Genomic DNA, 21,168 nt, shown 5'->3' with positions numbered 1-21,168 from the left:
GGCTCTCCTGTTGGTGCTTACCGTATGGCCGACAGTTTAGCGCGGGATCAGCAGCACCGCGCCGCCGGATTGGCGTCGGTTTCGGCGTGCCGATGGCGCCAGTACTCGCGTTCGGACATCACCGCCTCGCCGGCGTGCGCTCGCGCGCGGTGTTCGACGTAGCGCTGATAGTGGTTGTCGCCCATCAGTGTTTTGCAGTACCAGCCGAGTGCCCGGACGGCCCGGACCGCGCCGCCAACGACCGACTGGGCAATGCGTCCCATCGCTTCTGCACCTCCTTCTCGGCTGTGGTCATCACCATGCCGGACGGCGAGAAGATCCGCGACGGTATCGGCTCCTCTTCGGTCAGCGGACGGCCGCGGCCCCGTATGGCGTGGGAAGCCGCGATCACCCCGGCGGTGAAGACGATGATCACCAGCACGGCGAACACGATCGACAACGTTCCCTGGATGAAGGTGTTGCGGATCACCGCGTCGAGCTGGCCGGCGTCCTTCGCGGCGCCGAAGCTCATGGCACCGGCATCGCGGGCGTTGCGGTATTGGAAGTGCTGCGTCCAGTAGCCGACTCTGGGGTCGCCGGAGAAGATCTTCTGCCACGACGCGGTCATGGTCACCACGAGGTCCCAGATCAGCGGGATGCCGGGAATCCAGGCCCACTTGAGCAGGCCGCGTTTGATGATCACCACCGTGACCACGGTCAGTGCGATCGCGGCCAGCAACTGGTTGGCGATGCCGAACAGCGGGAAGAGCGTGTTGATGCCGCCCAGCGGGTCGGTCACGCCCATCAGCAGGATGCTGCCCCACGCAGCGACCACCACCACGCTGCAGCTCCATGCACCGACGCGCCAGCTCGGGTTGCGCAGCTTCCGTAGCGGCCCACCGAGATTCCCGAGACCGTCGGACAGCATGAACCGCGCGACGCGGGTGCCGGCGTCGACCGTGGTCAGGATGAACAGTGCCTCGAACATGATCGCGAAGTGGTACCAAAACGCTTTGAGCGCCTGCCCGCCGAAGACCTGGTGGAGCACCTCGGACATGCCGAAGGCCAGCGTCGGCGCTCCTCCGGTGCGCGAGATGATCGACTCCTCACCGACACTGCGGGCCGCGTCATCGATCTCCTGCGGGGTGATGGCCGCACCGGAGAGGCCGAGCCCGTTGACGTAGTCGGCTGCCGATTGGGCGGTGGTGCCGGTCGACGCCGACGGCGCGTTCATCACGAAGTAGAGGTGCTGGTTCAGGATCGCCGCGGTGATCAACGCCATGATCGCCACGAACGACTCGGTCAGCATGCCGCCGTACCCGATGAGCCGCATCTGACTCTCTTTTTCCAGCAGCTTCGGTGTGGTCCCCGACGAAATGAGCGCGTGAAAGCCCGACAGCGCCCCGCATGCGATCGTGATGAACAGGAACGGGAACAGCGATCCGGCGAAGACCGGACCGGAGCCGCTGGCGGCGAACTGCGAGATCGCCGGTGCCTCCATCACCGGCCGGGCGATCAGGATGCCGACCGCCAGTAGCCCGATCGTGCCGACCTTCATGAAGGTCGACAGGTAGTCGCGCGGGGCGAGAAGGAACCACACCGGCAGGACGGATGCCGCCAGCCCGTAGATGATCAGGCACCACGACAGGGACACCTTCGAGAGGGTGAACCATTCGACACCCCAATCGGTTTCGGCGACCCAGCCACCGGATGCGACTGCCAACAGCAGCAGGACCATGCCGATGAGGGAGACCTCGGAGACCCGGCCGGGGCGCAGGAACCGCAGATACAAACCCATGAAGATCGCGATGGGAATGGTCATCGCGATCGAGAAGACGCCCCAGGGGCTTTCGGCCAGCGCGTTGACCACCACCAGGGCCAGCACGGCCAGCAGGATCACCATGATGACCAGGACGCCGACGATGGCCGCGATGCCGCCGACCAGGCCGAGTTCGTCGCGGGCCATCTGGCCCAGCGATCGGCCCCGGCGCCGCACCGAGATCGAGAGCACCAGGTAGTCCTGCACGCAACCGGCCACCACCGCGCCGATGATGATCCAGATCGTGCCCGGCAAATAACCCATCTGCATCGCCAGCACAGGTCCGACCAGCGGCCCGGCCCCGGCGATCGCGGCGAAGTGGTGGCCGTAGAGCACCCGCCGGTCGGTCGGCATGTAATCGGTGCCGTTTTCGAAAACCTCAGCCGGAGTGGCGTATTCGTCGCGAGGTCGAACTACCTTCAGTTCGATCAGCCGAGCGTAGAACCGGAATCCGATCACGTACGTGCAGATCGCGGCGAGCACGAACCAGACGGCGTTGACGGTCTCGCCCCGGAAGAACGCGATGACCGCCCACGCGGTGGCGCCGAGCAGTGCGATGACGGCGAAAAGGATCTTGTGCTTGGTGGTGATGGGGGACCGGTCGATGATCGCCACCGGTGGCAGGTCCTTGTCGGTGCGGACATAGGTGATGTCGCCGACGGTCTCTTCGATGCGCTCGGATGGTGTGGCAGTGGGTGTGGCCACGCTGACTCCCTGTCGGTTCGACTGTCTGGCTGACTGTCATATACCGGGATCGATCCTTGCATCGGAGTCCGCGGGGCTGGGCCGAAACAGCATTTTCGGCGGTCATGAAGCGCGACCGTCAGTTGGCCTTCTCGTAGAGCGCCCGCACGGTGTCGATGGTGTCGGCCTCGGTTGCGGGCTTGTCGTGGCGGTAGCGGATGACGCGCGCGAACCGCAGGGCCATCCCGCCCGGGTAGCGCGAGGACGTCTGGATACCGTCGAAGGCGATCTCGACGACCTGTTCGGGCCGAACCGTCACGACGTAACCGTCGGTGGGGCCGGCGGCCAGTGCGAGGAAGCGCTCGGTCTGCCACGCCAGCATCTCGTCGGTCATGCCCTTGAACGTCTTGCCCAGCATTACGAAGTCGCCGGTGCGCGGGTCGCGGGCGCCCAGATGAATGTTGGACAGCTTGCCGGAGCGCCGCCCAGAGCCCCACTCGACGGCCAGGACAACGAGGTCGAAGGTGTGCACCGGCTTGACTTTCAACCAGCCGGCCCCGCGCCGGCCGGCCTCGTACGGCGCGGTCGGCGACTTCGCCATGACCCCTTCGTGCCCGGCCGCCAGCGTCGCATCCAGAAAAAGCTGTGCGGCCGCGGGATCAGAGGTCAGCAACCGGTCGACGCGCTGGCCGGCCGGGACGACCGCGTCGAGTGCGGACAGGCGCTGCTTAGCCGGACGGTCGAGCAGATCGGCGCCGTCGACGTGCAGCAGGTCGAAGAAGAACACCGACAGCCGTGGGGCCTGGGCCTCGGCGGCACCGCCGCGGCGGCCGAAGCGCGACGCGGTCACCTGGAATCGGTGCGGTCGCCCGTCGGGCCGCAGCGCGATGGCTTCGGCGTCGGCGATGACCTCGGTGACCGGCAGCGCCAGCACCGCATCGACCACCTCGGGCAGCCGAGCGGTGACGTCGTCGAGGCTGCGAGTGTAAATCGACACCGACTGTCCGGCCCGGTGGATCTGCACCCGCGCGCCGTCGAGCTTGGCCTCCAGAACTGCTGTCCCACCGAGCCGTTCGAGCGCATCGCCCACACCGGTGGCCGTCTGCGCCAGCATCGGTCCGACCGGCCTGCCGACCTGCAGGGTGAACTGCTCGAGGGCGGCTTCCCCACCCGTGAGCGCCGCCGTGGCGACGGCGGGCAGGGCGCCGCCGAGCATCGCGGCGCGACGGACCGCGGGCGCCGGGACTCCTGAGGCGGCGGCGACGGCGTCGACCATCACGCCGATCAGGGCGCCCTGGCGTAACTCGCCGGTGAGCAGGCGACGCAGAAACGTCTGCTCGATCTCGGTGGCCCGGCCGAAGAGGTCGGCCAGCAACTCGGCACGACGCCTCTGCGAGCCGCGGCCGGATACGGCGCCGATCTCTCCGAAACGGCGATCGACGCCCAGCACCGTCAGTGACGGCTCGCCGGCCGGCGCGGGAAGGGACCGCAGACTGGCCCATCCGACACCGATCTGGCGCTGCGTCAGTTCACCGGAAAGCCAGGACACGACGACCGTGACCGCCCTCGGATCCGGGTGGGCGCCGGCACGGTCCAGCACGCCGGCGATGTGCGCGGCCTTGGCCAGCCGTGACGACGACGCGGCGACGTCGGCCGACACGGAGGCCACGTCGAGGAGCAACACCGCGTCACCGGACCGCGAACGTGATGGTGTGCCAGCCGGTGGCGCCGTCGGGGACGGGGTCGACGCGCTCGGAGGTCTGGGTGTAGCCGGTGTTGTCGGTGGCGCGCACCGAGATCGTGTGCAGTCCGGGGTCGCGGGCCTCCCAGTCGAAGCTCCACATCCGCCAGGTCTGCCCGGAATAGCCGTCGCCCAGCGTCGCGGGCTGCCACGGACCGTCGTCGATGCGGACCTCCACGGTGCGGATGCCGCGGTTCTGGGCCCAGGCGACGCCGCCGAACACCGTCGGGCCGACGGGTACGTCCTGTCCGGCGCGGGGGACGTCCACCCGGGAGGCGGTCTTGATCGGGCCACGCTCGGCCCACCCCAACCGCGTCCAGTACGCCTGCGCACGGTCGAAGCGGGTCACTTCCAGATCGACCACCCACTTCGTCGCCGACACATAGCCGTACAGTCCCGGCACCACCAAACGGGCCGGATAGCCGTGCTCGACCGGCAGGGGCTCGCCGTTCATGCCCACGGCCAGCAGCGCGTCTGCGCCGGTCAACGCGTCGATCGGCGTGCCCGCGGTCCAGCCGTCCACCGACTGCGACAGCACCATGTCGGCGTCCTCGGAGACACCGGCCCGGGCCAGCAGGTCCCGCACCCGGTAGCCGGTCCACACCGCGTTCGACACGAGGTCGCCGCCCACCGGGTTGGAGACACAGGTCAGGGTGACCACTTCCTCGACAACCTCGAACTCGTCGAGATCGTCGAAGCGGTAGGTGATCTCACGGTCGACCATCCCGTGGATGCGCAGTTGCCAGTCGGCGCGGCTGAGCTGAGGCACCGTCAGCGCGGTGTCGATGCGGTAGAAGTCGGCGTTGCTGGTCACGAAGGACGGCAGTTGCACACCGGCGGGCTGCACCGACGGCGGGATCGGGGCTGCGGGCTCGTCCACCGCCGGCAGCGCAAACGCCTCGCGGTCCCCGGTGACCGCCGTCGTCAGACGGGTGAGCACCACTCCGGCGACCCCGCTGACGGTGCCTGCCGCCAGAAAGCCCAGCCCCAGCAGTGACGCCCGCCGCCCAGCATCGGGGGCGTCCGGCTCGACGCGCCTCGGCGAGGTCAGGTAGCGGAGGACGGCAACGCCGCAGGCGGCGCCGATCAGCGTGGGAAGAACATCGACCGCGGTGGAGTTCGGACGGGACAGTACCGCCGCGCAGCCCAGTACCGCGGCCGCGACGATCATCGCGCTGCCGACGGGGCGGCGAGGCCTCTCGGCCGCGCCCGCGACCGCCGCGAGGAGCGCGACGACGATCAGCACCGCGATTGTCAGCACGGACTTGTTCGCGGTCCCGAGGGTCTGGATCGCCCATTCCTTGACCGGGCCCGGGGTCAGTTCGATCACCGATGAGCCCACCGCGGTGCGGACGTCGGCCTCGGGCCCGAACGCCACGGCGGTCAGCCCGGCCACCCCGACCGCCGTGGCGGCTGCGGCGACTCCGCCGAGAACTCGCGCGCCGAGCGTGGTCATGGCCGCCAAACTACCGCCGCGGGGAACCCGAAGGCCTTACAGAACGATGATCGGCTAGGTTGCTTTACGATTCGAGCACTTTTTGGAAAGGGGATAGGCGTGGAGATCTCGGGCAAGAAGGCCATCATCGTCGGCGGAGCCTCCGGCTTCGGCAAGGCGACGGCCGAGCTGTTGGCGCAACGCGGCGCGGATGTCGCGGTGTTGGACCGTCCACAGTCGAAGGGCAAGGAAGTCGCCGATGCGATCGGCGGAAAGTTCTTCGAGGTGGACGTCACCGACTTCGAGGGCACCGAGAAAGTCCTGCAGCAGGCGATCGACGCGCTGGGCGGCCAGTTGCACATCATCGTCACCACGGCCGGTGGCGGCGCAGCCGAGCGCACCGTCAAGAAGGACGGCCCACACAGCCTGGAGTCCTTCCGCAAGTCCGTTGACCTGAACCTCATCGGCACCTTCAACATCAGCCGCCTGGCCGGATGGCAGATGAGCCAGCAGGATCTCGTCGACGACGAGCAGGAAGAGCGCGGCGTCATCATCAACACCGCCTCGATCGCCGCCTTCGAGGGGCAGATCGGCCAGGTCGCCTACACCGCCTCCAAAGCCGCCATCGCCGGCATGTGCCTGACGATGGCCCGCGACATGGGCAGCCTCGGCATCCGTGCGCTGGCCATCGCGCCCAGCCTGTTCGCCACCGGCCTGACCGAGGGCATCCCCGACGAGTTCGCCAAGGCGCTGACCAAGGACGCCGCGTTCCCGAAGCGTCTCGGCAAGCCCGAGGAGTACGCCAAGCTGGTGACCGCCATCGTCGAGAACCCCATGCTCAACGGGCAGTGCCTGCGGCTGGACGCCGGCCAGCGGTTCGCCCCGAAGTAGGCATCGTCCGGCGCGTCGGCCCGCCGGCGCGCCGGATTGCTTGCTGTGCAGCCGCTTTCGTACCGTTGCCCGGTTCGGCGCCGCCGCCCTCCGGGGACCTGACACCATGTCGGAATGCCCGTCGACGTGATGCTCAGTGAGTCCGACCAGCACGCATTGCAGGGGTGGGTGCGCCGTATCGGCCTCGGGTCCACGGTCTCGGAGGTGGTGCCGCTGACCGGCGGATCACAGAACATCGTGGTGCGCCTGCTCGTCGACGGGCGGCCGATGGTGTTGCGGCGCCCGCCCGAACATCCACGGCCGACCAGCGACAACACCATGCGCCGCGAGATCGCCGTGCTGACGACGCTGAAGGGCACCACCGTGCCGCACCCGGCGTTCATCGCCGGGTGTGAAGACCTCGACGTGCTCGGCGTGGTGTTCTACCTGATGGAGGCCGTCGACGGATTCAACCCCGGCACCGAGGTCGACGACGCCTACGTGCGCAGTCCCGAGATGCGCCACCAGGTGGGGTTGTCCTACGCCGCCAGCCTGGCCCAGTTGGGGGAGGTGCCCTGGGAGGGCAGCCCCCTCGCCGAGATCAAGCGGCCGGGATCGTTTCTGGCGCGCCAGGTTCCGCAGTTCATGCGGTTGCTGGAGAGCTACCGCCATGACAACTATGCACCCGAGTCCTTTCCGTCGGTGCACGCGCTGGCCGACTGGTTGGAGAGCCGCCGGCCCCCCGACGCCGAACCCGGAATCATGCACGGCGACGCACACCTGAACAACGTGTTGCTGCGCCGCGACACCCCCGAACTGGCCGCGTTCATCGACTGGGAGATGTGCACCGTCGGAGACCCGCTGCTGGACCTGGGCTGGATGCTGATCTGCTGGCCGGATGAACCGAACCCGATCGACGCCGGATCGGCCCTGGCCGCGCTGGGAGGGCTGGCGACCCGCGCCGAACTGCTGGAGGCCTACCGGCAGACCAGCGGACGGTCCATCGCGCACGTCGACTGGTATCTCGCGATGGCCTGCTTCAAGCTGGCGATCGTCATCGAGGGCACCTGGTCGCGCTACCTGGCCGGACAGGCGAGCTCCGAAGCGGGGCAGCGGCTGCACACCTCGGCGCAGAACCTCGTCGAGCTGGGCGCGCGGGTGGCCCGCGGGGACAACCCGTTCCTCTGACCGGTCACCGGTAGGCGTCCCAGCCCAGCTGCAGCGTCAGCGCCAGCCCGGCCAGCCCGATCGCGATGCGCAGCGACCGCTGCGGTGCGTGCCGGACGACCACCGGCCCCAACCGCGAACCGACCAGACAACCCAGGCCCAGCACGATCGCCGCGTCCCAGCGCACCGGCGCGGCCACGGCGAATATCCCCGCGGCCACGGTGTTGGCGATTCCCAGCACAACATTCTTGGTGGCGTTGGCGTCGGCCAGATGCGTCCGGCCCGCGCGCAGTAACAGCGCCAGCAGCAGCACGCCCGCGGCGGCGCCGAAGTATCCGCCGTAGATGCAGATGGCCATGATCGCCGCGCCCTGCAGAAGCGTGGTCACGCGGCGACGACGCGGACTGGTGACGCGGGCGGGATGGACACGCACCGGCACCAGGATCGCCGCCGACGCGAAGCCGAGCAGGACCGGCACGATTCGTTCAAATCCCTCTGCCGGCGTCGACAACAGCAGGATGGCGCCGACCGCGCCGCCGGCCAGGGCGGCCGGGATGAGACGTTTCACGTCGGCGGTCTGGCGGGCCAGCTCGGGCCGCGAACCCGCGATCGAGCCGACCGCGTTGAAGACCAGCGCGGTGGTGTTGGTGACGTTGGCGGTCACCGGCGGCAGACCGAACAGCAGCAGCGCCGGATAGGTCGCCACCGAGGCCAGCCCGGCGATGCTGCCGGTCAGACCGCCCAGGATGCCCGCACCGACCAGGAGCAGCGCCTGCGACCACGACATCTGCGCCATTGTGTCAACGACGGCTGCGTGCCCGCGCAGCCCGCCGCGGCGGCGCCGAAAAGCATTTGCGCCCGACGTGTAGACCGGCTTAGGATCGCGGACGTGCCGAGACGACTCGTAGTAGCCACCCGCAGCGGGGTCTGATCCTGACCGACCCCTCGCTGTGGGTCGTCGCTACTTCGTCGGTCACCTTCTCTCGATCCGCAAGGCCGGCACCATGACTTCTCAACTCGCATCTTCTGCGGTGTGTTTCGCCGCCCACATCGACGCTCCGATGCCCCGCGCGCTGCGCGAACACGCCGCGCGCCGTTCCTTCGCGGACTTCGTCGACGAGTACGCGCCGTCGGCCGGGCCGGTGAAGCTGGGGCAGTGGACATGCGTGGACGCGGAGCGTCCCGCCGGGCGGCTGGGCCCGCAGGCGCGCAACTATCAGGCCACGCTGGCCGTCGGAGACCGGATCAGCACCTCACGCGCGGCGGCGTGCGGACCCGTCGCCGCGCTGACCGAGATGTTGCACGATTGCGGTGTCGCGGTGGAGATGACGGCCTTTCATCAGCTTCCGGCCGGCGCGCATACCGCGACGTTCATCCAGGGCAGCCGCGACGGCCGCGCCGAGTGGGCGCTGGGTTGGTGCCAGGACCCGACCAGTTCGGCGCTCAATGCCGTGATCGCCTGCGCCAACCGACTGCTGACCTGACGGCCGAGAGCCCGCCGGAACGCATGTTCCGACGGGCCCCAGGGCGATTGCGGTGCGGCTGATCAGTGCAGCGGGCGCAGCACGATCGGCATGCCGTCGATCGGCACCGACATGCCGCCGTGGTCGTAGCGCGGCGTGTAGTTCGGGTCCACCAACTCGAGCCGGTACTTGCGCAGCAGCCGGTGCATGACGGTCTTGATCTCGAGCTGGCCGAACACCATGCCGATGCACTTGTGGGCACCGCCGCCGAACGGCGCGAACGCGTACCGGTGCTTCTTGTGCTCATTGCGCGGCTCGGAGAACCGCTTCGGGTCGAACTTCTCCGGGTCGGTCCACAGCTCGGGCAGCCGGTGGTTCAGCGCGGGCCACGTCATGATGTTGGTCCCGGCCGGGATGTAGTAGCCCAGCAGGTCGGTGTCGCGCACCGCCTGGCGGAAGTTGAACGGCAGCGGCGTCATCATCCGCAAGGCCTCGTTGATCACCAGGTCGTAGGTCTCGAGCTTCTCGAGGGCCTCGATGTCCAGCGGGCCGTCCCCGATCCGCGCCGACTCGTCGCGGCAGCGGTCCTGCCACTCGGGGTTGGCGGCCAGGTGGTAGGCCATGGTCGTCATCGTCGAGGTCGACGTGTCGTGGGCCGCCATCATCAGGAAGATCATGTGGCTGACGACATCCTTGTCGGTGAAGCTGCCGCCGTCCTCGTCGCGAGCATGACACAGCACGCTGAACATGTCGGTGCTCTCCGAGGCGCGCTTCTCGGCGATGCGTTCGTTGAAGTAGTTCTCCAGCGTCTTACGGGCCTGAATGCCGCGCCACCAGGTCAGCGGCGGCACCGGCTTGCGCACGATCGCATTGCCGGCCCGGGTGGTGGTGGTGAACGCCTCGTTGACGGTGGTGACCAGCTCGGTGTCGGTGCCGGCCTGGTGGCCCATGAACACGACCGACGCGATGTCGAGCGTGAGCTCCTTGACGGCTGGATGGAACAGGAAGCGGGGGTCATCGGCGACCCAGTCGTTGGCCACGACCGCCGACGCCACCGAGTCGATGTGCTCGACGTATCCGGCCAGCCGGGTGCGGGTGAACGCCTCCTGCATGATGCGGCGGTGGTAGAGGTGGTCGTCGAAGTCGCGCAGCATCAGCCCGCCCTCGAAGAACGGCCCGATCACCGGGTCCCACGCGCGCTGGGAGAAGTCCTTGTTGCGATTGGTGAACACCGCCTGCGTGGCGTCGGGGCCCAGCGCCGCGACGGCCGGCAACACCTGAGAGCCCGAATAGTAGATCGGTCCGTAGCGGCGGTACTGGTGCAGGATGAAGTCCGGGCCGCCGCGGAACATCTCGATCATGTGGGCGATCACCGGCAGACCGTTGTCGCCCTTGACCGCCTTGAGGCCGCTGCCGGGGGGCGGGTCGGCGAGCGTGATCTCCTTGAATTCGGTCTCGAGGAGCTTCTTCTCCAGAGCTCCCATCCCCGGGATGGTGACCGGTGTCGGCTTGAGTCGTCGTTTTGCCTGGTCAATCCAGTAGTCTCGGGTGCTGATCGTCGCCATTGAACGCTCCTGAACAGAAGTGCTTGTGGTGGATGTCACCTTTACCCCATCCTGGTAGGGGGACTTGACGCATGTCAAGTTTGAAGTGAGCCAAATGCGAATGAAAAGGTCTTCAGTCATGACCGCCGAACCGACACCCTCTGCTGCGGAGGACCGGCGCAGCCGGGGCGACCGGCAGCGCGACGCGATCGTCGCCGCCGTACGCGAACTGCTCGAGGAGCGTTCGTTCGCCGAACTGTCGGTCAGCGCGATCAGCGAGCGGGCCGGGGTGGCCCGCTCCGGGTTCTACTTCTACTTCGAGTCCAAGTACGCGGTGCTGGCAGTGATCCTCGACGACGCGCGCGACGAGCTCACCGAGCTGACCCACGACTTCGCGCCGCGCGAACCGGGGGAGACCCCGTCGGAGTTCGCCACCCGCATGGTCGGGAGCGCCGCCAAGGTCTACGCCAGCAACAACCCCGTGATGCAGGCCTGCGCGGTCGCCCGTAACACCGATGCGCAGATCCGCACGATGATGGACGACTTCGGCGACAAGATCATCGACCGTATCGTCGCGCTGGTCCAGCAGGACGAGGGCGCACGGCCGATCACCGGCGATCTGCCGGCCCTGATCCGCACCCTCGCGGCGACCACCACGATGACGCTGCTGCATGACAGCTCGTTCATCGGCCGCGACACCGACATCGCCCGGGCGGTCGAGATCGTCGAGCGGCTCTGGCTCTATGCGCTTTGGGGCGGCGGCGACCTGCGCAGCTGATCTGCTGACGAGGTCGCATCCGGGCCGCCGGTAGGGTTGGCTTCCATGGCCCGACGCAGCGGACCCCGCAGACCTCTCCGCGACGGCTACGCCGGTAAGCGGTGCCTCATCACCGGCGCGGCCAGCGGCATCGGCCGCGCGACCGCGCTGCAGCTGGCCGAACAGGGCGCCGAGCTGTACCTGACCGACCGAGACGCCGACGGACTGGCCGACACCGTCTCCGACGCCCGCGCGCTGGGCGGCACCGTCGCCGCTCATCGGGCCCTGGACATCAGCGACTACGCCGCGGTGACCGAGTTCGCCGCCGACATCCACGCCGAGCATCCCGCCATGGATGTCGTGATGAACGTCGCCGGGATCTCGGCGTGGGGGACCGTGTCCACGCTGACCCATCAGCACTGGAAGTCGCTGATCGACGTGAACCTGATGGGCCCGATTCACGTCATCGAGGCGTTCGTGCCGCCGATGGTCGCCGCCCGGCGTGGCGGTCAGCTGGTCAACGTGTCCTCGGCCGCGGGGCTGGTCGCGCTGCCCTGGCACTCCGCGTACTCGGCCAGCAAGTACGGCCTGCGCGGGCTCTCGGAGGTGTTGCGGTTCGACCTGGCGCGTCACCGAATCGGTGTCTCGGTGGCGGTGCCCGGTGCGGTGAAGACCCCGCTGGTGCAGACCGTGGCCATTGCCGGAGTCGATCGCGAGGACCCGCGCGTGCAGTTCTGGACGCGCCGTTTCGGTGGGCACGCGGTGTCCCCGGAGGTGGCCGCGGCCAAGATCCTGCGCGGCGCGGCCCGCAATCGCTACCTGATCTACACCTCGCCCGACATCCGGGCGCTGTATTTGTTCAAGCGCACCATGTGGCTGCCCTACAGCGTCGCGATGAAGCAGGTCAACGTAGTGTTCACCCGGGCGCTGCGTCCGAAACGAAAGGCGCGCTGAGTCTTAACGGGAGCCCCAGTCCCAGCGCGGGGTGGCGAGCAGACCTTGACCGGCTATCGTGGTCTCGCCCCAGTCTTTGACCAGCTCGATCTCCCAGGCGTCGGCGTCGGATCCGAGGGGACCGGCGCCCAGCGCGCTGCGCAGCGCCGCCGAGTGGGTGACGACGACGACCTGGGTACGGGTCGCCGCCGCGATGATCATCTGCGCCAGCGGCGTGACGAGTTCGGGATGCAATGACGTCTCGGGTTCGTTGAGCACCATCAGCGACGGCGGTTCCGGGCTCAGCAGCGCCGCGGTCCACAGCAGAAAACGCAGTGTGCCATCGGACAATTCGGCGCTGCGCAGCGGGCGCAGCATGCCGCGCTGATGCAGCAGCAGGTCGAACAGCCCGTCGTTGACCGACACCGACACCGTCGCACCGTCGAGTGCGGAGTCGACCGCACCCGCCAGATCTTCGGTGCCGGTCTCCAGGATGGTCTGGACCGCCGCGGCGAGGTCGGCGCCGTCGTTGGCCAGCACCGGGGTGCGGGTGCCGACCTGCGGACGGCGTGCCGGTGCGTCACCGTCGGCGCGGAAACCGTCGTAGAACCGCCAGTCGCGCAGGCGTTCTCGCACCACAGCGAGCTCGGGCGCCGCACCCGCCCAGTCGTTGAGCACACTGCGGTGCGTCGCCAGGTTTCGGGCGAGCTCGTCGAACCGGCCGGGAGTCTCGCCGGCGACCTCGACGTGCGCCCGGACGCGGCGCACCAGCGTCGCCGCGGGCCGCGCGACCGCGCCGGCGAAGATGATCTCCCGCTTGATCTCCGGGTCACGGTAAAACGCGGTATTACCGTTCTGGGGGAGGCCCAGGTCGATCAGATAGCCGAAATCGTCACTGGCATAGCCCAGTTCGATCGAGACGCTGCGGGTACGCCGGCCGCCTTCGGCGACTCCGGTGCGACGCGCTCCCGCCAGGTTCTCGGGGCCGGCCCACAACGCCGACTCCACGCCGCCCTCCCGCGCGAGCGAGGAGATGACCTCACCGCGACCGCAGTCGGCGAGCAGTCGCAACGCGCGGTACAGCGAGGACTTGCCTGCACCGTTGGCGCCGGTGAACACCGTCAGCCGCCGCAGCGGCACCACGACATCGCGCAGCGAACGGTAGCCGCGGATCGCCACTGTCTCGAGCATGGTCCGACGCTAGCGGCCGGCGCCGACAACGTCGGTTCCGGTCGCCGCCGCCGGGGTCGCGAGCTCCAGCCGTACGCCCAGCAGCCGCACCGGGCGGTCCAGATCGAACAGGCTCAGCAGCTCGCATGCAGTGGTCACGATGATCTCGGCATCGGTCCCGGGGGTGGCGAGCTTGCGGATCTTGGTACGGGTGAAGAACGTCTTGGTACGCACGGTGACCGCGACGCGGGTGACGATGCGTTGCTGTTCGACCACTTCGGTGAGGGTCCGGCGGGCCAGTTCGGTGACCGCCCGGGCCATCTCCTGCGGATCGGTCAGGTCCTCGGGGAAGGTCACGACGTGGCTGCGGGAGCGCGGGATCCACGGCTGTGCGCTGACGGTGCTGTCGCCGCCGCCTTTGGCCAGCAGTAGGATCCACAGCCCGGTGGTCGGCCCGAACGCCTCGGTGAGCACCTGCGCATCGGTGGCGGCCAACTCTGCGATGCTGTTGATCCCCATGGTGGCAAGCCTTTTCGCAGTTTTCGGCCCCACTCCCCATAGGTGCGAGACCGGGTGTTCCCCCATGGTCGCCATCCAGTTGTCCTCCGTGAGGACGTGGATGCCCGCCGGTTTGGCGAAACCGGTGGCGACCTTGGCGCGCTGCTTGTTGTCGCTGATGCCGACCGAACACGACAGGCCGGTCTGGGTGCCGATGACCGCCCGGATGCGTTGTGCCAGTGCGATGGCGTCGGGCAGCGTCGGCACCTGCGCGCCAACATACGCCTCGTCCCAACCCCACACCTCCACCGGATGGCCCAGATCGCGCAGCAATCCCATCACCTCCTCCGATGCAGCGTCGTAGGCCGCGGAGTCCGAGGGTAGGAAGGTGGCTTCGGGGCAGCGCCGGACCGCGGCGCGCAGCGGCATCCCGGCCCGCACGCCGTGGGCGCGTGCCTCATAGGACGCGCAGGTGACCACTTTCCGCGGTTCGTTCGGGTCTCCGCTGCCGCCGACGATGACGGGTTGTCCGACCAGTTCCGGTCGGCGGCGCAGTTCCACCGCGGCCAGGAACTGGTCGAGGTCGACGTGCAGAATCCACCCGCCGGTCTGTTCGGTCATGTCCCGCACAACTTGCGCGCCACTGCTTCCCACGCGTCACCGAGATCCTCCAGGGTGCGTCCGCGCTCGGAGGTCTGGTGGTGGACGTAGTCGGCGTCGAGTAGGGCCAGCAGCGCCGCGGCCTGGGCGTCGAGGTCACCGGTGGTGTCCGCGGCTTCGAGCAACACCCGGATATGGCTGTGGTGCAGTGTGTTCGGTGCGTTGAACCGCGTCTGCGGATCGCGACCGACATCGGAGAGCAACGCGAAGTGCGAGTCGACGAACGACAGCCGCGCGCGGCCGTAGGCCAGCAGGCGATCGAGGGGAGGGGCGCCCGGGCCCAACGGGGGCGGCCCGAACAGGAGCGCGTGCTGATGGGCCCTCTCGTCGTCGTCGAGCAGCACGATCATCAACCCGGCCCGGCTGCCGAAGCGCCGGAACAGCGTGCCCTTGCCGACCCCGGCTGCGGCCGCGATGTCGTCGGTGGTCACCGCCTCGGCGCCGCGCTCGGCGACGAGGCGGCGGGCGGCCTCGAGGATGCGGCCGCGGTTGCGTGCCGCATCGCCGCGCTCGGGCGGGCCCGGATCGATCACCGGCAGCGTGACGGGACGCGCAGACGCACTCACCTCGGCCACTGTAATCCAGCCGGAATAATTCGGACTGCGGTCCGGTTATCTCGGGCGACGACCCGTCAACTCGAGAAGGAGATGCGAATGCCGGACAACACCGTTCTGGTCCTGGTGGGTAGCTTGCGCGCCGCGTCGGTGAACCGCCAGCTCGCCGAGCTCGCCGTGGAGAGCGCCCCCGCCGGCACCACCTTCGAGCTGTTCGACCGGCTCGGCGAGCTCCCGTTCTACAACGAGGACATCGACAACGATGTTGTCCCGGAACCGGTGGCGGCGCTGCGTGCCGCCGCGGCCCGGGCGGGCGGCGCGCTGGTCGTCACACCTGAGTACAACGGCAGCATCCCCGGTGTGCTCAAGAACGCGATCGACTGGCTGTCTCGGCCGTGGGGCAACGGTGCGCTCAACGACAAGCCGCTGGTGGTCATCGGCGCCGCACTGGGTCGCTACGGCGGCCGCTGGGCGCACGACGAGACCCGCAAGTCGTTCGGCATCGCCGGTCCGCGCGTGGTCGAGGACCTCACGCTGTCGATCCCGACCGGCACCCTCGATGGCAAGCACCCCCGCGAGAACGCCGAGGTCGTCGAGGGCCTCAACGGCGTGATCGGGAAGCTGGTCAGCGAGATCGGCTGACGGCCGCTCGTTGCGGCCGAGCCCCGGGGCCGGGTTGCCGCCGGCCCCGGGGATCGCTTGCTGCTGGCCTGTCGACCGTGGCGGAGGCCGTCGGCGTGTCCAGAGCCGGACTTTGCTGGCCCGGCGGCGGGGGCTCTCGGTCGTTTGCTGAGGGCGGTGGCGGAGGCGCCGGGGCGGTGCGGCGATGTCGGTGGGTGCTGCTACACCTGACATAAGCCCGGCGACACGGTCGATTGTGACGTGCGACACGCCGGGGCGGTGGACGGCGAAAGGCTTACGACCTGGGAATTTCAAAAATGTCATTCAGAACATCTTGTATCCCTTCGTAATGTCGGACACTAGGTGTAGTGTTTCGACCACCGAAGGACCCCCAAGATATGGAGTCCGGACGAGCCTGAAGAATCCGGATCTGTCGGCCCGCCGATCACCCGGAGTGTGGGCCGGACGGCGTGGAATTTTGATGGTCCCCGGGTCGCTGAACTCCAGCGAAACGCAGTAGTCACGATGTTGCCAGCTCGCTCTCTCCACCCTCGGATCACCCTCAGACAGCCTCACGACAGGAGCCGATCGCAGATGACTCAGCCAGCACCCGTCACCGTGTACACGAAGCCGGCCTGCGTGCAGTGCAACGCCACCTACAAGGCGCTCGACAAACTGGGCGTCGCTTATGAGGTCATCGACATCTCGGTCGACGACGAGGCGCGTGACTACGTGATGGCGCTGGGCTACCTGCAGGCCCCGGTCGTGGTGGCCGGTGCCGAGCACTGGTCGGGCTTCCGCCCCGACCGCATCAAGTCGCTGGCCGGCGCCGCCGCGGTCACCGCTTAGATCATCCGCCGACCCGACAGAGAGGAGACGACAGTGGGCAACCTCGTCTACTTCTCCAGCGTGTCGGAGAACACCCATCGTTTCGTACAGAAGCTCGAGCTTCCTGCCATCCGCATCCCGTTGAAGGAACGGATCCAGGTCGACGAACCCTATGTGCTGGTCGTCCCCACCTACGGTGGCGGGCACGCCAATGGTCCTGATCCTGACCGTGGGGGTTATGTCCCCAAGCAGGTGATCGCCTTCCTGAACGACGAACACAACCGGTCGTTGATCCGCGGCGTCATCGCCGCGGGCAACACCAACTTCGGCGCCGAATTCGGCTATGCGGGGGTCGTCATCTCCCGCAAGTGCGGCGTCCCCTTTCTGTACCGCTTCGAATTGATGGGCACCACGGACGACGTCTTCGCCGTACGCCAGGGCCTGACCGATTTTTGGGCCGACGCCCGGAAGGAAGAGACGTGCCACCAACCGTCACAGCTGCAGAACCTGTAACCACAGGCACCCACGCGCTCCCGGGGGAGACCGACTACCACGCGTTGAACGCGATGCTGAATCTGTACGACGCCGACGGCAAGATTCAGTTCGACAAGGACGTGCTGGCCGCCCGGGAGTACTTCCTGCAGCACGTTAACCAGAACACCGTCTTCTTCCACAGCCAGGACGAGAAGCTCGACTACCTGATCGAGAAGGAGTACTACGAGCGCGAGGTGCTCGATCAGTACTCCCGCAACTTCGTCAAGACGCTGCTCGATCGCGCCTACGCCAAGAAGTTCCGGTTCCCGACCTTCCTGGGCGCGTTCAAGTACTACACGTCCTACACACTCAAGACGTTCGACGGGAAGCGCTACCTGGAGCGGTTCGAGGACCGCGTGGTCATGGTGGCGCTGACGTTGGCCTCCGGTGACACCGCACTGGCCGAGAAGCTTGTCGACGAGATCATCGACGGCCGCTTCCAGCCGGCCACCCCGACGTTCCTGAACTCGGGCAAGAAGCAGCGCGGCGAGCCGGTGAGCTGCTTCCTGCTGCGCATCGAGGACAACATGGAGTCCATCGGTCGCTCCATCAACTCGGCCTTGCAGCTGTCCAAGCGCGGCGGCGGGGTGGCGTTGCTGCTGAGCAACATTCGTGAGCACGGCGCACCGATCAAGAACATCGAGAACCAGAGCTCGGGCGTCATCCCGATCATGAAGCTGCTCGAGGATTCCTTCTCGTATGCCAACCAGCTCGGCGCGCGGCAAGGGGCGGGCGCGGTGTATCTGCACGCCCACCATCCCGACATCTACCGCTTCCTCGACACCAAGCGGGAGAACGCCGACGAGAAGATCCGCATCAAGACCCTGAGCCTGGGGGTGGTGATTCCCGACATCACCTTCGAGCTGGCCAAGAAGAACGAGGACATGTACCTGTTCTCGCCGTATGACGTCGAGCGCGTCTACGGGGTGCCGTTCGCCGACATCTCGGTCACCGAGAAGTACTACGAGATGGTCGACGACAGCCGGATCCGCAAGACGAAGATCAAGGCGCGCGAGTTCTTCCAGACCCTGGCCGAGCTGCAGTTCGAGTCCGGCTACCCGTACATCATGTACGAGGACACGGTCAACAGAGCCAACCCGATCGAGGGCAAGATCACCCACTCCAACCTGTGCTCGGAGATTCTTCAGGTCTCCACGCCGTCGGAGTTCAACGACGATCTGTCCTACAAGAAGATCGGTAAGGACATCTCCTGCAACCTCGGTTCGCTGAACATTGCCAAGGCGATGGACTCACCGGACTTCGCGCAGACCGTGGAGGTGGCCATCCGGGCGCTGACCGCGGTGAGCGACCAGACCCACATCACCTCGGTGCCGTCGATCGAGCAGGGCAACAACGACTCGCACGCCATCGGGCTCGGGCAGATGAACCTGCACGGCTACCTGGCCCGCGAGCGGATCTTCTACGGCTCCGACGAAGGCATCGACTTCACCAACATCTACTTCTACTGCGTGCTCTACCACGCGTTGTGTGCATCGAATCGCATTGCGATCGAACGCGGTTCGCACTTCGCCGGCTTCGAGCGGTCGAAGTACGCCAGCGGTGAGTTCTTCGACAAGTACACCGATCAGGTGTGGGAGCCCAAGACCGGCAGGGTCCGCCAGCTCTTCGCCGACGCCGGTATCCGCATCCCGACCCAGGAGGACTGGAAGCGGCTCAAGGAGTCGGTGCAAAAGCACGGTATCTACAACCAGAACCTGCAGGCCGTGCCGCCCACCGGGTCGATCTCCTACATCAACAACTCGACCAGCTCGATCCACCCGGTGGCCAGCAAGATCGAGATCCGCAAGGAAGGCAAGATCGGCCGGGTCTACTACCCGGCGCCGTACCTGACCAACGACAACCTGGAGTACTACCAGGACGCATACGAGATCGGGTACGAGAAGATCATCGACACCTATGCCGCGGCGACCCAGCACGTGGACCAGGGGTTGAGCCTGACGTTGTTCTTCAAGGACACCGCGACCACCCGCGATGTGAACAGAGCTCAGATCTACGCCTGGCGCAAGGGCATCAAGACGCTGTATTACATCCGGCTACGCCAGATGGCGCTGGAGGGCACTGAGGTGGAGGGTTGCGTCAGCTGCATGTTGTGACGACCGGTCCCTGACGGTACGGAGGTCCGGCACTTGGCCGGACCTCCTGCGTCGGTGTCGGAGCCGTTACGCGCGAAGGTGATGTGATGTCGACAGCCACTGAGGCGATGCTTGTTGCGGCGCTGGTCTTCGGCATCGTCGCCGCACTGTTCGTCGCGATCTACGCGTGGGAGAAGTGGGTCAAGGACAGTCCGTTGGAGCGGCGCCTCGACGACTTCTTCGACCGGCTCACCGAGAAGTTCTTCCGTTGATGTCCCGAAATGAAAGGAACTGCCATGGCAGCCACGTCGTGGAAAGACATCCCTCCGGCGGGCAAGGCAACGATCGTCGTCGTGGCCGTGCTCGACGCGGGCCTGCGGGCGTGGGCGCTGCGTGATCTCGCCGACCGCAACGCCGCTCAGGTCAACGGTCCACGGTGGCTGTGGCGGGCCGCGCTGGGCGTCGTCTCATCGGCCGGCATCTTGCCGGCTGTGTACCTCCTGCGTGGACGCGCTCGGGGGACTGCTTCGGTAGTCCCCGAGAAGTAACGACGCTGATCAGGCGCCGTGGTCGAGCGCGGAGGCCCGGTCCGACTGCGCCCTTCTGATGCGGGCGCAGCGGTTTGCGTATGAAACCGCACAGCGGGCTGCCGCACGCCCGGCTGCCCGCATGCCCCGCTGCCGGAGGGGTCAGCCCTCGCGAGCCTTCTCGGCCCGCACGGCCTTCAGCCGTCGCTCCTCGCGGAGCACGCTCTGGTAGCTCTCGCGCTCGGCGACCAGCCAGTCCGGCTTGTCGTCGAGGAGCGCAGTGATCTGCTCGGTGGTCAGCGCCTCGGTGATCCCGCCGCGCGCCAGCCCGGCGATCGACACGCCCAGCTTGGCCGCCACCAGATTCTTCGGGTGGGGGCCGCTCTTGCGGAGGTCCTTGAGCCATTGCGGCGGGTCGGCTTGTAGCGTCTCGAGTTCGGAGCGGGTGATCGGGTTGGCCTGAAACTCTGCCGGTGTCGCGGGCAGGTACACGTCCAGCTTCTTCGCCGCGGTGGCGGGTTTCATGGACTGCGCGTTCGGCCTGCTCATCAGCTCAGGGTATCGGTAGCCTGAAGCGATGGCTTCGTCGTCGCTCGCGCTGGGTTACATCCCGGGCGCGACGCCCGCGAAGTGGGCGCGGATCTGGGCGCAGCGCCACCCCGACGTGCCGCTACAGCTGTGCAGCCTGAACGCGGGCGACGCCGCCGACGCCGCGCGCGCCGGCACGGTCGACATCGCGTTGCTGCGTCTGCCGGCGGACACGTCCGGGCTGGCCGTGATCCCGCTCTACGAGGAGACCACGGTGGTTGTGGTGCCGACCGACCACCTGCTCAGCGCCGCCGACGCGGTCACCGCCACCGACCTCGACGGGGAGCCCAGACTGATCCCGCGCGACGACGCCGTCGTCTGGGCCGACGCGCCCGGCGTCGTCGTCGGGCACCGGCCCGAGAACACCGAGCAGGCAACGGAACTCGTCGCCGCCGGGGTGGGCGTTCTCATCGTCCCGCAGTCACTGGCGCGGCTGCACCACCGCAGAGACCTCACCTATCGCCAGATCACCGATGCGCCCACCTGCCCCGTGGCGCTCGCCTTACCGGAGGGGCCGCAGTCGGCGCTCGTCGAGGAGTTCATCGGTATCGTGCGCGGGCGCAAGCCCGGGTCGTCGCGAGGACAGACGCCGCCCGCACCGAAACGCACCGCGCGAGAGAAGGCCTTGGCCAAGCAGGCTGCGCGGGCCGCCGCGGGTAAGGTGGCCCGCACCCCCGGTAGGGCCAAGCGCGCCCGACGGTGA

At 67.8% G+C, this 21,168-nt stretch carries 22 protein-coding genes; 12 read left to right on the top strand and 10 right to left on the bottom strand.

Annotation, left to right across the window (positions count from 1 at the left end):
• Window positions 1–47 precede the first annotated feature (47 nt).
• The 4 genes from G6N31_RS27835 to G6N31_RS12195 form a co-directional block, all read right to left on the bottom strand.
• Window positions 48–185, bottom strand: coding sequence for a CstA-like transporter-associated (seleno)protein (locus G6N31_RS27835; RefSeq protein ID WP_234815472.1), 138 nt, complete (start codon window positions 183–185; stop codon window positions 48–50).
• On the bottom strand, window positions 185–2,503 hold the full coding sequence (locus G6N31_RS12205; RefSeq protein WP_098005895.1) for a carbon starvation CstA family protein: 2,319 nt from the start codon (window positions 2,501–2,503) through the stop codon (window positions 185–187). The genes G6N31_RS27835 and G6N31_RS12205 overlap by 1 nt, the downstream gene beginning before the upstream one ends.
• Window positions 2,504–2,621: 118 nt before the next feature.
• The gene (locus tag G6N31_RS12200) at window positions 2,622–4,166 is read right to left on the bottom strand and encodes an ATP-dependent DNA ligase (protein ID WP_098005898.1); all 1,545 of its coding nucleotides are present in this window, start codon (window positions 4,164–4,166) and stop codon (window positions 2,622–2,624) included.
• A 4-nt stretch (window positions 4,167–4,170) separates the two neighbouring features.
• Complete coding sequence (locus G6N31_RS12195) at window positions 4,171–5,679, bottom strand: molybdopterin-dependent oxidoreductase (protein WP_098005949.1); 1,509 nt, start codon at window positions 5,677–5,679, stop codon at window positions 4,171–4,173.
• 99 nt (window positions 5,680–5,778) lie between these two features.
• Here G6N31_RS12195 and G6N31_RS12190 point away from each other — a divergent pair, with 99 nt between their 5' ends.
• Both G6N31_RS12190 and G6N31_RS12185 read left to right on the top strand, forming a co-directional pair.
• Window positions 5,779–6,549 (top strand): SDR family NAD(P)-dependent oxidoreductase, encoded by a 771-nt coding sequence (locus G6N31_RS12190; RefSeq protein WP_098005900.1) that lies wholly within the window; start codon window positions 5,779–5,781, stop codon window positions 6,547–6,549.
• 114 nt (window positions 6,550–6,663) lie between these two features.
• Window positions 6,664–7,716, top strand: a complete 1,053-nt coding sequence (locus G6N31_RS12185; protein WP_098005902.1) for a phosphotransferase family protein — start codon at window positions 6,664–6,666, stop codon at window positions 7,714–7,716.
• A 4-nt stretch (window positions 7,717–7,720) separates the two neighbouring features.
• Here G6N31_RS12185 and G6N31_RS12180 read toward each other — a convergent pair whose 3' ends face one another.
• Entirely contained in the window at window positions 7,721–8,482 is a 762-nt protein-coding gene (locus G6N31_RS12180; RefSeq protein WP_098005951.1) for a sulfite exporter TauE/SafE family protein, read from the bottom strand.
• A 217-nt stretch (window positions 8,483–8,699) separates the two neighbouring features.
• Here G6N31_RS12180 and G6N31_RS12175 point away from each other — a divergent pair, with 217 nt between their 5' ends.
• Window positions 8,700–9,179, top strand: coding sequence for a 2-isopropylmalate synthase (locus tag G6N31_RS12175; RefSeq protein ID WP_179964297.1), 480 nt, complete (start codon window positions 8,700–8,702; stop codon window positions 9,177–9,179).
• Window positions 9,180–9,241: 62 nt separating this feature from the next.
• On the opposite strand, the gene G6N31_RS12170 is transcribed toward G6N31_RS12175, so the two are convergent.
• Window positions 9,242–10,723 (bottom strand): cytochrome P450, encoded by a 1,482-nt coding sequence (locus tag G6N31_RS12170; RefSeq protein ID WP_098005904.1) that lies wholly within the window; start codon window positions 10,721–10,723, stop codon window positions 9,242–9,244.
• Between the two features lie 118 nt (window positions 10,724–10,841).
• Here G6N31_RS12170 and G6N31_RS12165 point away from each other — a divergent pair, with 118 nt between their 5' ends.
• Both G6N31_RS12165 and G6N31_RS12160 read left to right on the top strand, forming a co-directional pair.
• Window positions 10,842–11,480, top strand: a complete 639-nt coding sequence (locus G6N31_RS12165; RefSeq protein WP_098005906.1) for a TetR/AcrR family transcriptional regulator — start codon at window positions 10,842–10,844, stop codon at window positions 11,478–11,480.
• 45 nt (window positions 11,481–11,525) lie between these two features.
• Window positions 11,526–12,413 carry an SDR family oxidoreductase gene (locus G6N31_RS12160; RefSeq protein WP_098005908.1) on the top strand — a complete coding sequence of 296 codons (888 nt, stop codon included), beginning with the start codon at window positions 11,526–11,528 and terminating at the stop codon, window positions 12,411–12,413.
• A gap of 3 nt (window positions 12,414–12,416) precedes the next feature.
• Here the strand turns inward: G6N31_RS12160 and G6N31_RS12155 are convergent, their stop codons facing one another.
• The 3 genes from G6N31_RS12155 to G6N31_RS12145 are packed head-to-tail and all read right to left on the bottom strand — an operon-like array spanning window position 12,417 to window position 15,286.
• Complete coding sequence (locus G6N31_RS12155; protein WP_098005910.1) at window positions 12,417–13,583, bottom strand: AAA family ATPase; 1,167 nt, start codon at window positions 13,581–13,583, stop codon at window positions 12,417–12,419.
• Window positions 13,584–13,592: 9 nt separating this feature from the next.
• Window positions 13,593–14,681 carry a DNA polymerase IV gene (locus tag G6N31_RS12150; protein WP_098005955.1) on the bottom strand — a complete coding sequence of 363 codons (1,089 nt, stop codon included), beginning with the start codon at window positions 14,679–14,681 and terminating at the stop codon, window positions 13,593–13,595.
• Window positions 14,678–15,286 (bottom strand): TetR/AcrR family transcriptional regulator, encoded by a 609-nt coding sequence (locus tag G6N31_RS12145; RefSeq protein WP_098005957.1) that lies wholly within the window; start codon window positions 15,284–15,286, stop codon window positions 14,678–14,680. Before G6N31_RS12145 ends, G6N31_RS12150 begins: the two co-directional genes overlap by 4 nt.
• Window positions 15,287–15,373: 87 nt before the next feature.
• Between G6N31_RS12145 and G6N31_RS12140 the strand changes: the two genes are divergently transcribed.
• The 6 genes from G6N31_RS12140 to G6N31_RS12120 all read left to right on the top strand — a co-directional run bounded on the left by G6N31_RS12140 (window position 15,374) and on the right by G6N31_RS12120 (window position 19,898).
• Window positions 15,374–15,916: an NAD(P)H-dependent oxidoreductase gene (locus G6N31_RS12140; RefSeq protein WP_098005912.1), complete on the top strand. Its 543-nt coding sequence runs from the start codon at window positions 15,374–15,376 to the stop codon at window positions 15,914–15,916.
• 573 nt (window positions 15,917–16,489) lie between these two features.
• Window positions 16,490–16,744 (top strand): glutaredoxin-like protein NrdH, encoded by a 255-nt coding sequence (gene nrdH / locus G6N31_RS12135; protein ID WP_098005914.1) that lies wholly within the window; start codon window positions 16,490–16,492, stop codon window positions 16,742–16,744.
• A gap of 33 nt (window positions 16,745–16,777) precedes the next feature.
• Complete coding sequence (nrdI, locus tag G6N31_RS12130; RefSeq protein ID WP_098005916.1) at window positions 16,778–17,236, top strand: class Ib ribonucleoside-diphosphate reductase assembly flavoprotein NrdI; 459 nt, start codon at window positions 16,778–16,780, stop codon at window positions 17,234–17,236.
• Entirely contained in the window at window positions 17,203–19,371 is a 2,169-nt protein-coding gene (gene nrdE / locus G6N31_RS12125) for a class 1b ribonucleoside-diphosphate reductase subunit alpha (RefSeq protein WP_098005919.1), read from the top strand. The genes nrdI and nrdE overlap by 34 nt, the downstream gene beginning before the upstream one ends.
• A gap of 86 nt (window positions 19,372–19,457) precedes the next feature.
• Window positions 19,458–19,622: a hypothetical protein gene (locus G6N31_RS27025; RefSeq protein ID WP_165776274.1), complete on the top strand. Its 165-nt coding sequence runs from the start codon at window positions 19,458–19,460 to the stop codon at window positions 19,620–19,622.
• 24 nt (window positions 19,623–19,646) lie between these two features.
• Window positions 19,647–19,898 (top strand): hypothetical protein, encoded by a 252-nt coding sequence (locus G6N31_RS12120; RefSeq protein WP_098005921.1) that lies wholly within the window; start codon window positions 19,647–19,649, stop codon window positions 19,896–19,898.
• 141 nt (window positions 19,899–20,039) lie between these two features.
• Here G6N31_RS12120 and G6N31_RS12115 read toward each other — a convergent pair whose 3' ends face one another.
• Window positions 20,040–20,426, bottom strand: coding sequence for a DUF5997 family protein (locus G6N31_RS12115; protein ID WP_098005922.1), 387 nt, complete (start codon window positions 20,424–20,426; stop codon window positions 20,040–20,042).
• Window positions 20,427–20,454: 28 nt separating this feature from the next.
• On the opposite strand from G6N31_RS12115, the gene G6N31_RS12110 reads away from it, so the two are divergent.
• Complete coding sequence (locus G6N31_RS12110) at window positions 20,455–21,168, top strand: LysR family substrate-binding domain-containing protein (protein ID WP_098005924.1); 714 nt, start codon at window positions 20,455–20,457, stop codon at window positions 21,166–21,168.

Origin of the sequence: Mycolicibacterium duvalii, from assembly GCF_010726645.1 — a bacterium.
Lineage (GTDB): Bacteria > Actinomycetota > Actinomycetes > Mycobacteriales > Mycobacteriaceae > Mycobacterium > Mycobacterium duvalii.
This window is presented reverse-complemented; position numbering and strand designations above follow the sequence as displayed.

What these genes read in the sequence shown, in the direction of transcription:
- G6N31_RS27835 (WP_234815472.1), bottom strand. Translation starts at nt 185, where the DNA reads ATGGGCGACAACCACTATCAGCGCTACGTCGAACACCGCGCGCGAGCG.
- G6N31_RS12195 (WP_098005949.1), bottom strand. Translation starts at nt 5,679, where the DNA reads ATGACCACGCTCGGCGCGCGAGTTCTCGGCGGAGTCGCCGCAGCCGCC.
- G6N31_RS12185 (WP_098005902.1), top strand. Translation starts at nt 6,664, where the DNA reads ATGCCCGTCGACGTGATGCTCAGTGAGTCCGACCAGCACGCATTGCAG.
- G6N31_RS12180 (WP_098005951.1), bottom strand. Translation starts at nt 8,482, where the DNA reads ATGTCGTGGTCGCAGGCGCTGCTCCTGGTCGGTGCGGGCATCCTGGGC.
- G6N31_RS12175 (WP_179964297.1), top strand. Translation starts at nt 8,700, where the DNA reads ATGACTTCTCAACTCGCATCTTCTGCGGTGTGTTTCGCCGCCCACATC.
- G6N31_RS12170 (WP_098005904.1), bottom strand. Translation starts at nt 10,723, where the DNA reads ATGGCGACGATCAGCACCCGAGACTACTGGATTGACCAGGCAAAACGA.
- G6N31_RS12165 (WP_098005906.1), top strand. Translation starts at nt 10,842, where the DNA reads ATGACCGCCGAACCGACACCCTCTGCTGCGGAGGACCGGCGCAGCCGG.
- G6N31_RS12160 (WP_098005908.1), top strand. Translation starts at nt 11,526, where the DNA reads ATGGCCCGACGCAGCGGACCCCGCAGACCTCTCCGCGACGGCTACGCC.
- G6N31_RS12155 (WP_098005910.1), bottom strand. Translation starts at nt 13,583, where the DNA reads ATGCTCGAGACAGTGGCGATCCGCGGCTACCGTTCGCTGCGCGATGTC.
- G6N31_RS12150 (WP_098005955.1), bottom strand. Translation starts at nt 14,681, where the DNA reads ATGACCGAACAGACCGGCGGGTGGATTCTGCACGTCGACCTCGACCAG.
- G6N31_RS12140 (WP_098005912.1), top strand. Translation starts at nt 15,374, where the DNA reads ATGCCGGACAACACCGTTCTGGTCCTGGTGGGTAGCTTGCGCGCCGCG.
- nrdH (WP_098005914.1), top strand. Translation starts at nt 16,490, where the DNA reads ATGACTCAGCCAGCACCCGTCACCGTGTACACGAAGCCGGCCTGCGTG.
- G6N31_RS27025 (WP_165776274.1), top strand. Translation starts at nt 19,458, where the DNA reads ATGTCGACAGCCACTGAGGCGATGCTTGTTGCGGCGCTGGTCTTCGGC.
- G6N31_RS12120 (WP_098005921.1), top strand. Translation starts at nt 19,647, where the DNA reads ATGGCAGCCACGTCGTGGAAAGACATCCCTCCGGCGGGCAAGGCAACG.
- G6N31_RS12115 (WP_098005922.1), bottom strand. Translation starts at nt 20,426, where the DNA reads ATGAGCAGGCCGAACGCGCAGTCCATGAAACCCGCCACCGCGGCGAAG.
- G6N31_RS12110 (WP_098005924.1), top strand. Translation starts at nt 20,455, where the DNA reads ATGGCTTCGTCGTCGCTCGCGCTGGGTTACATCCCGGGCGCGACGCCC.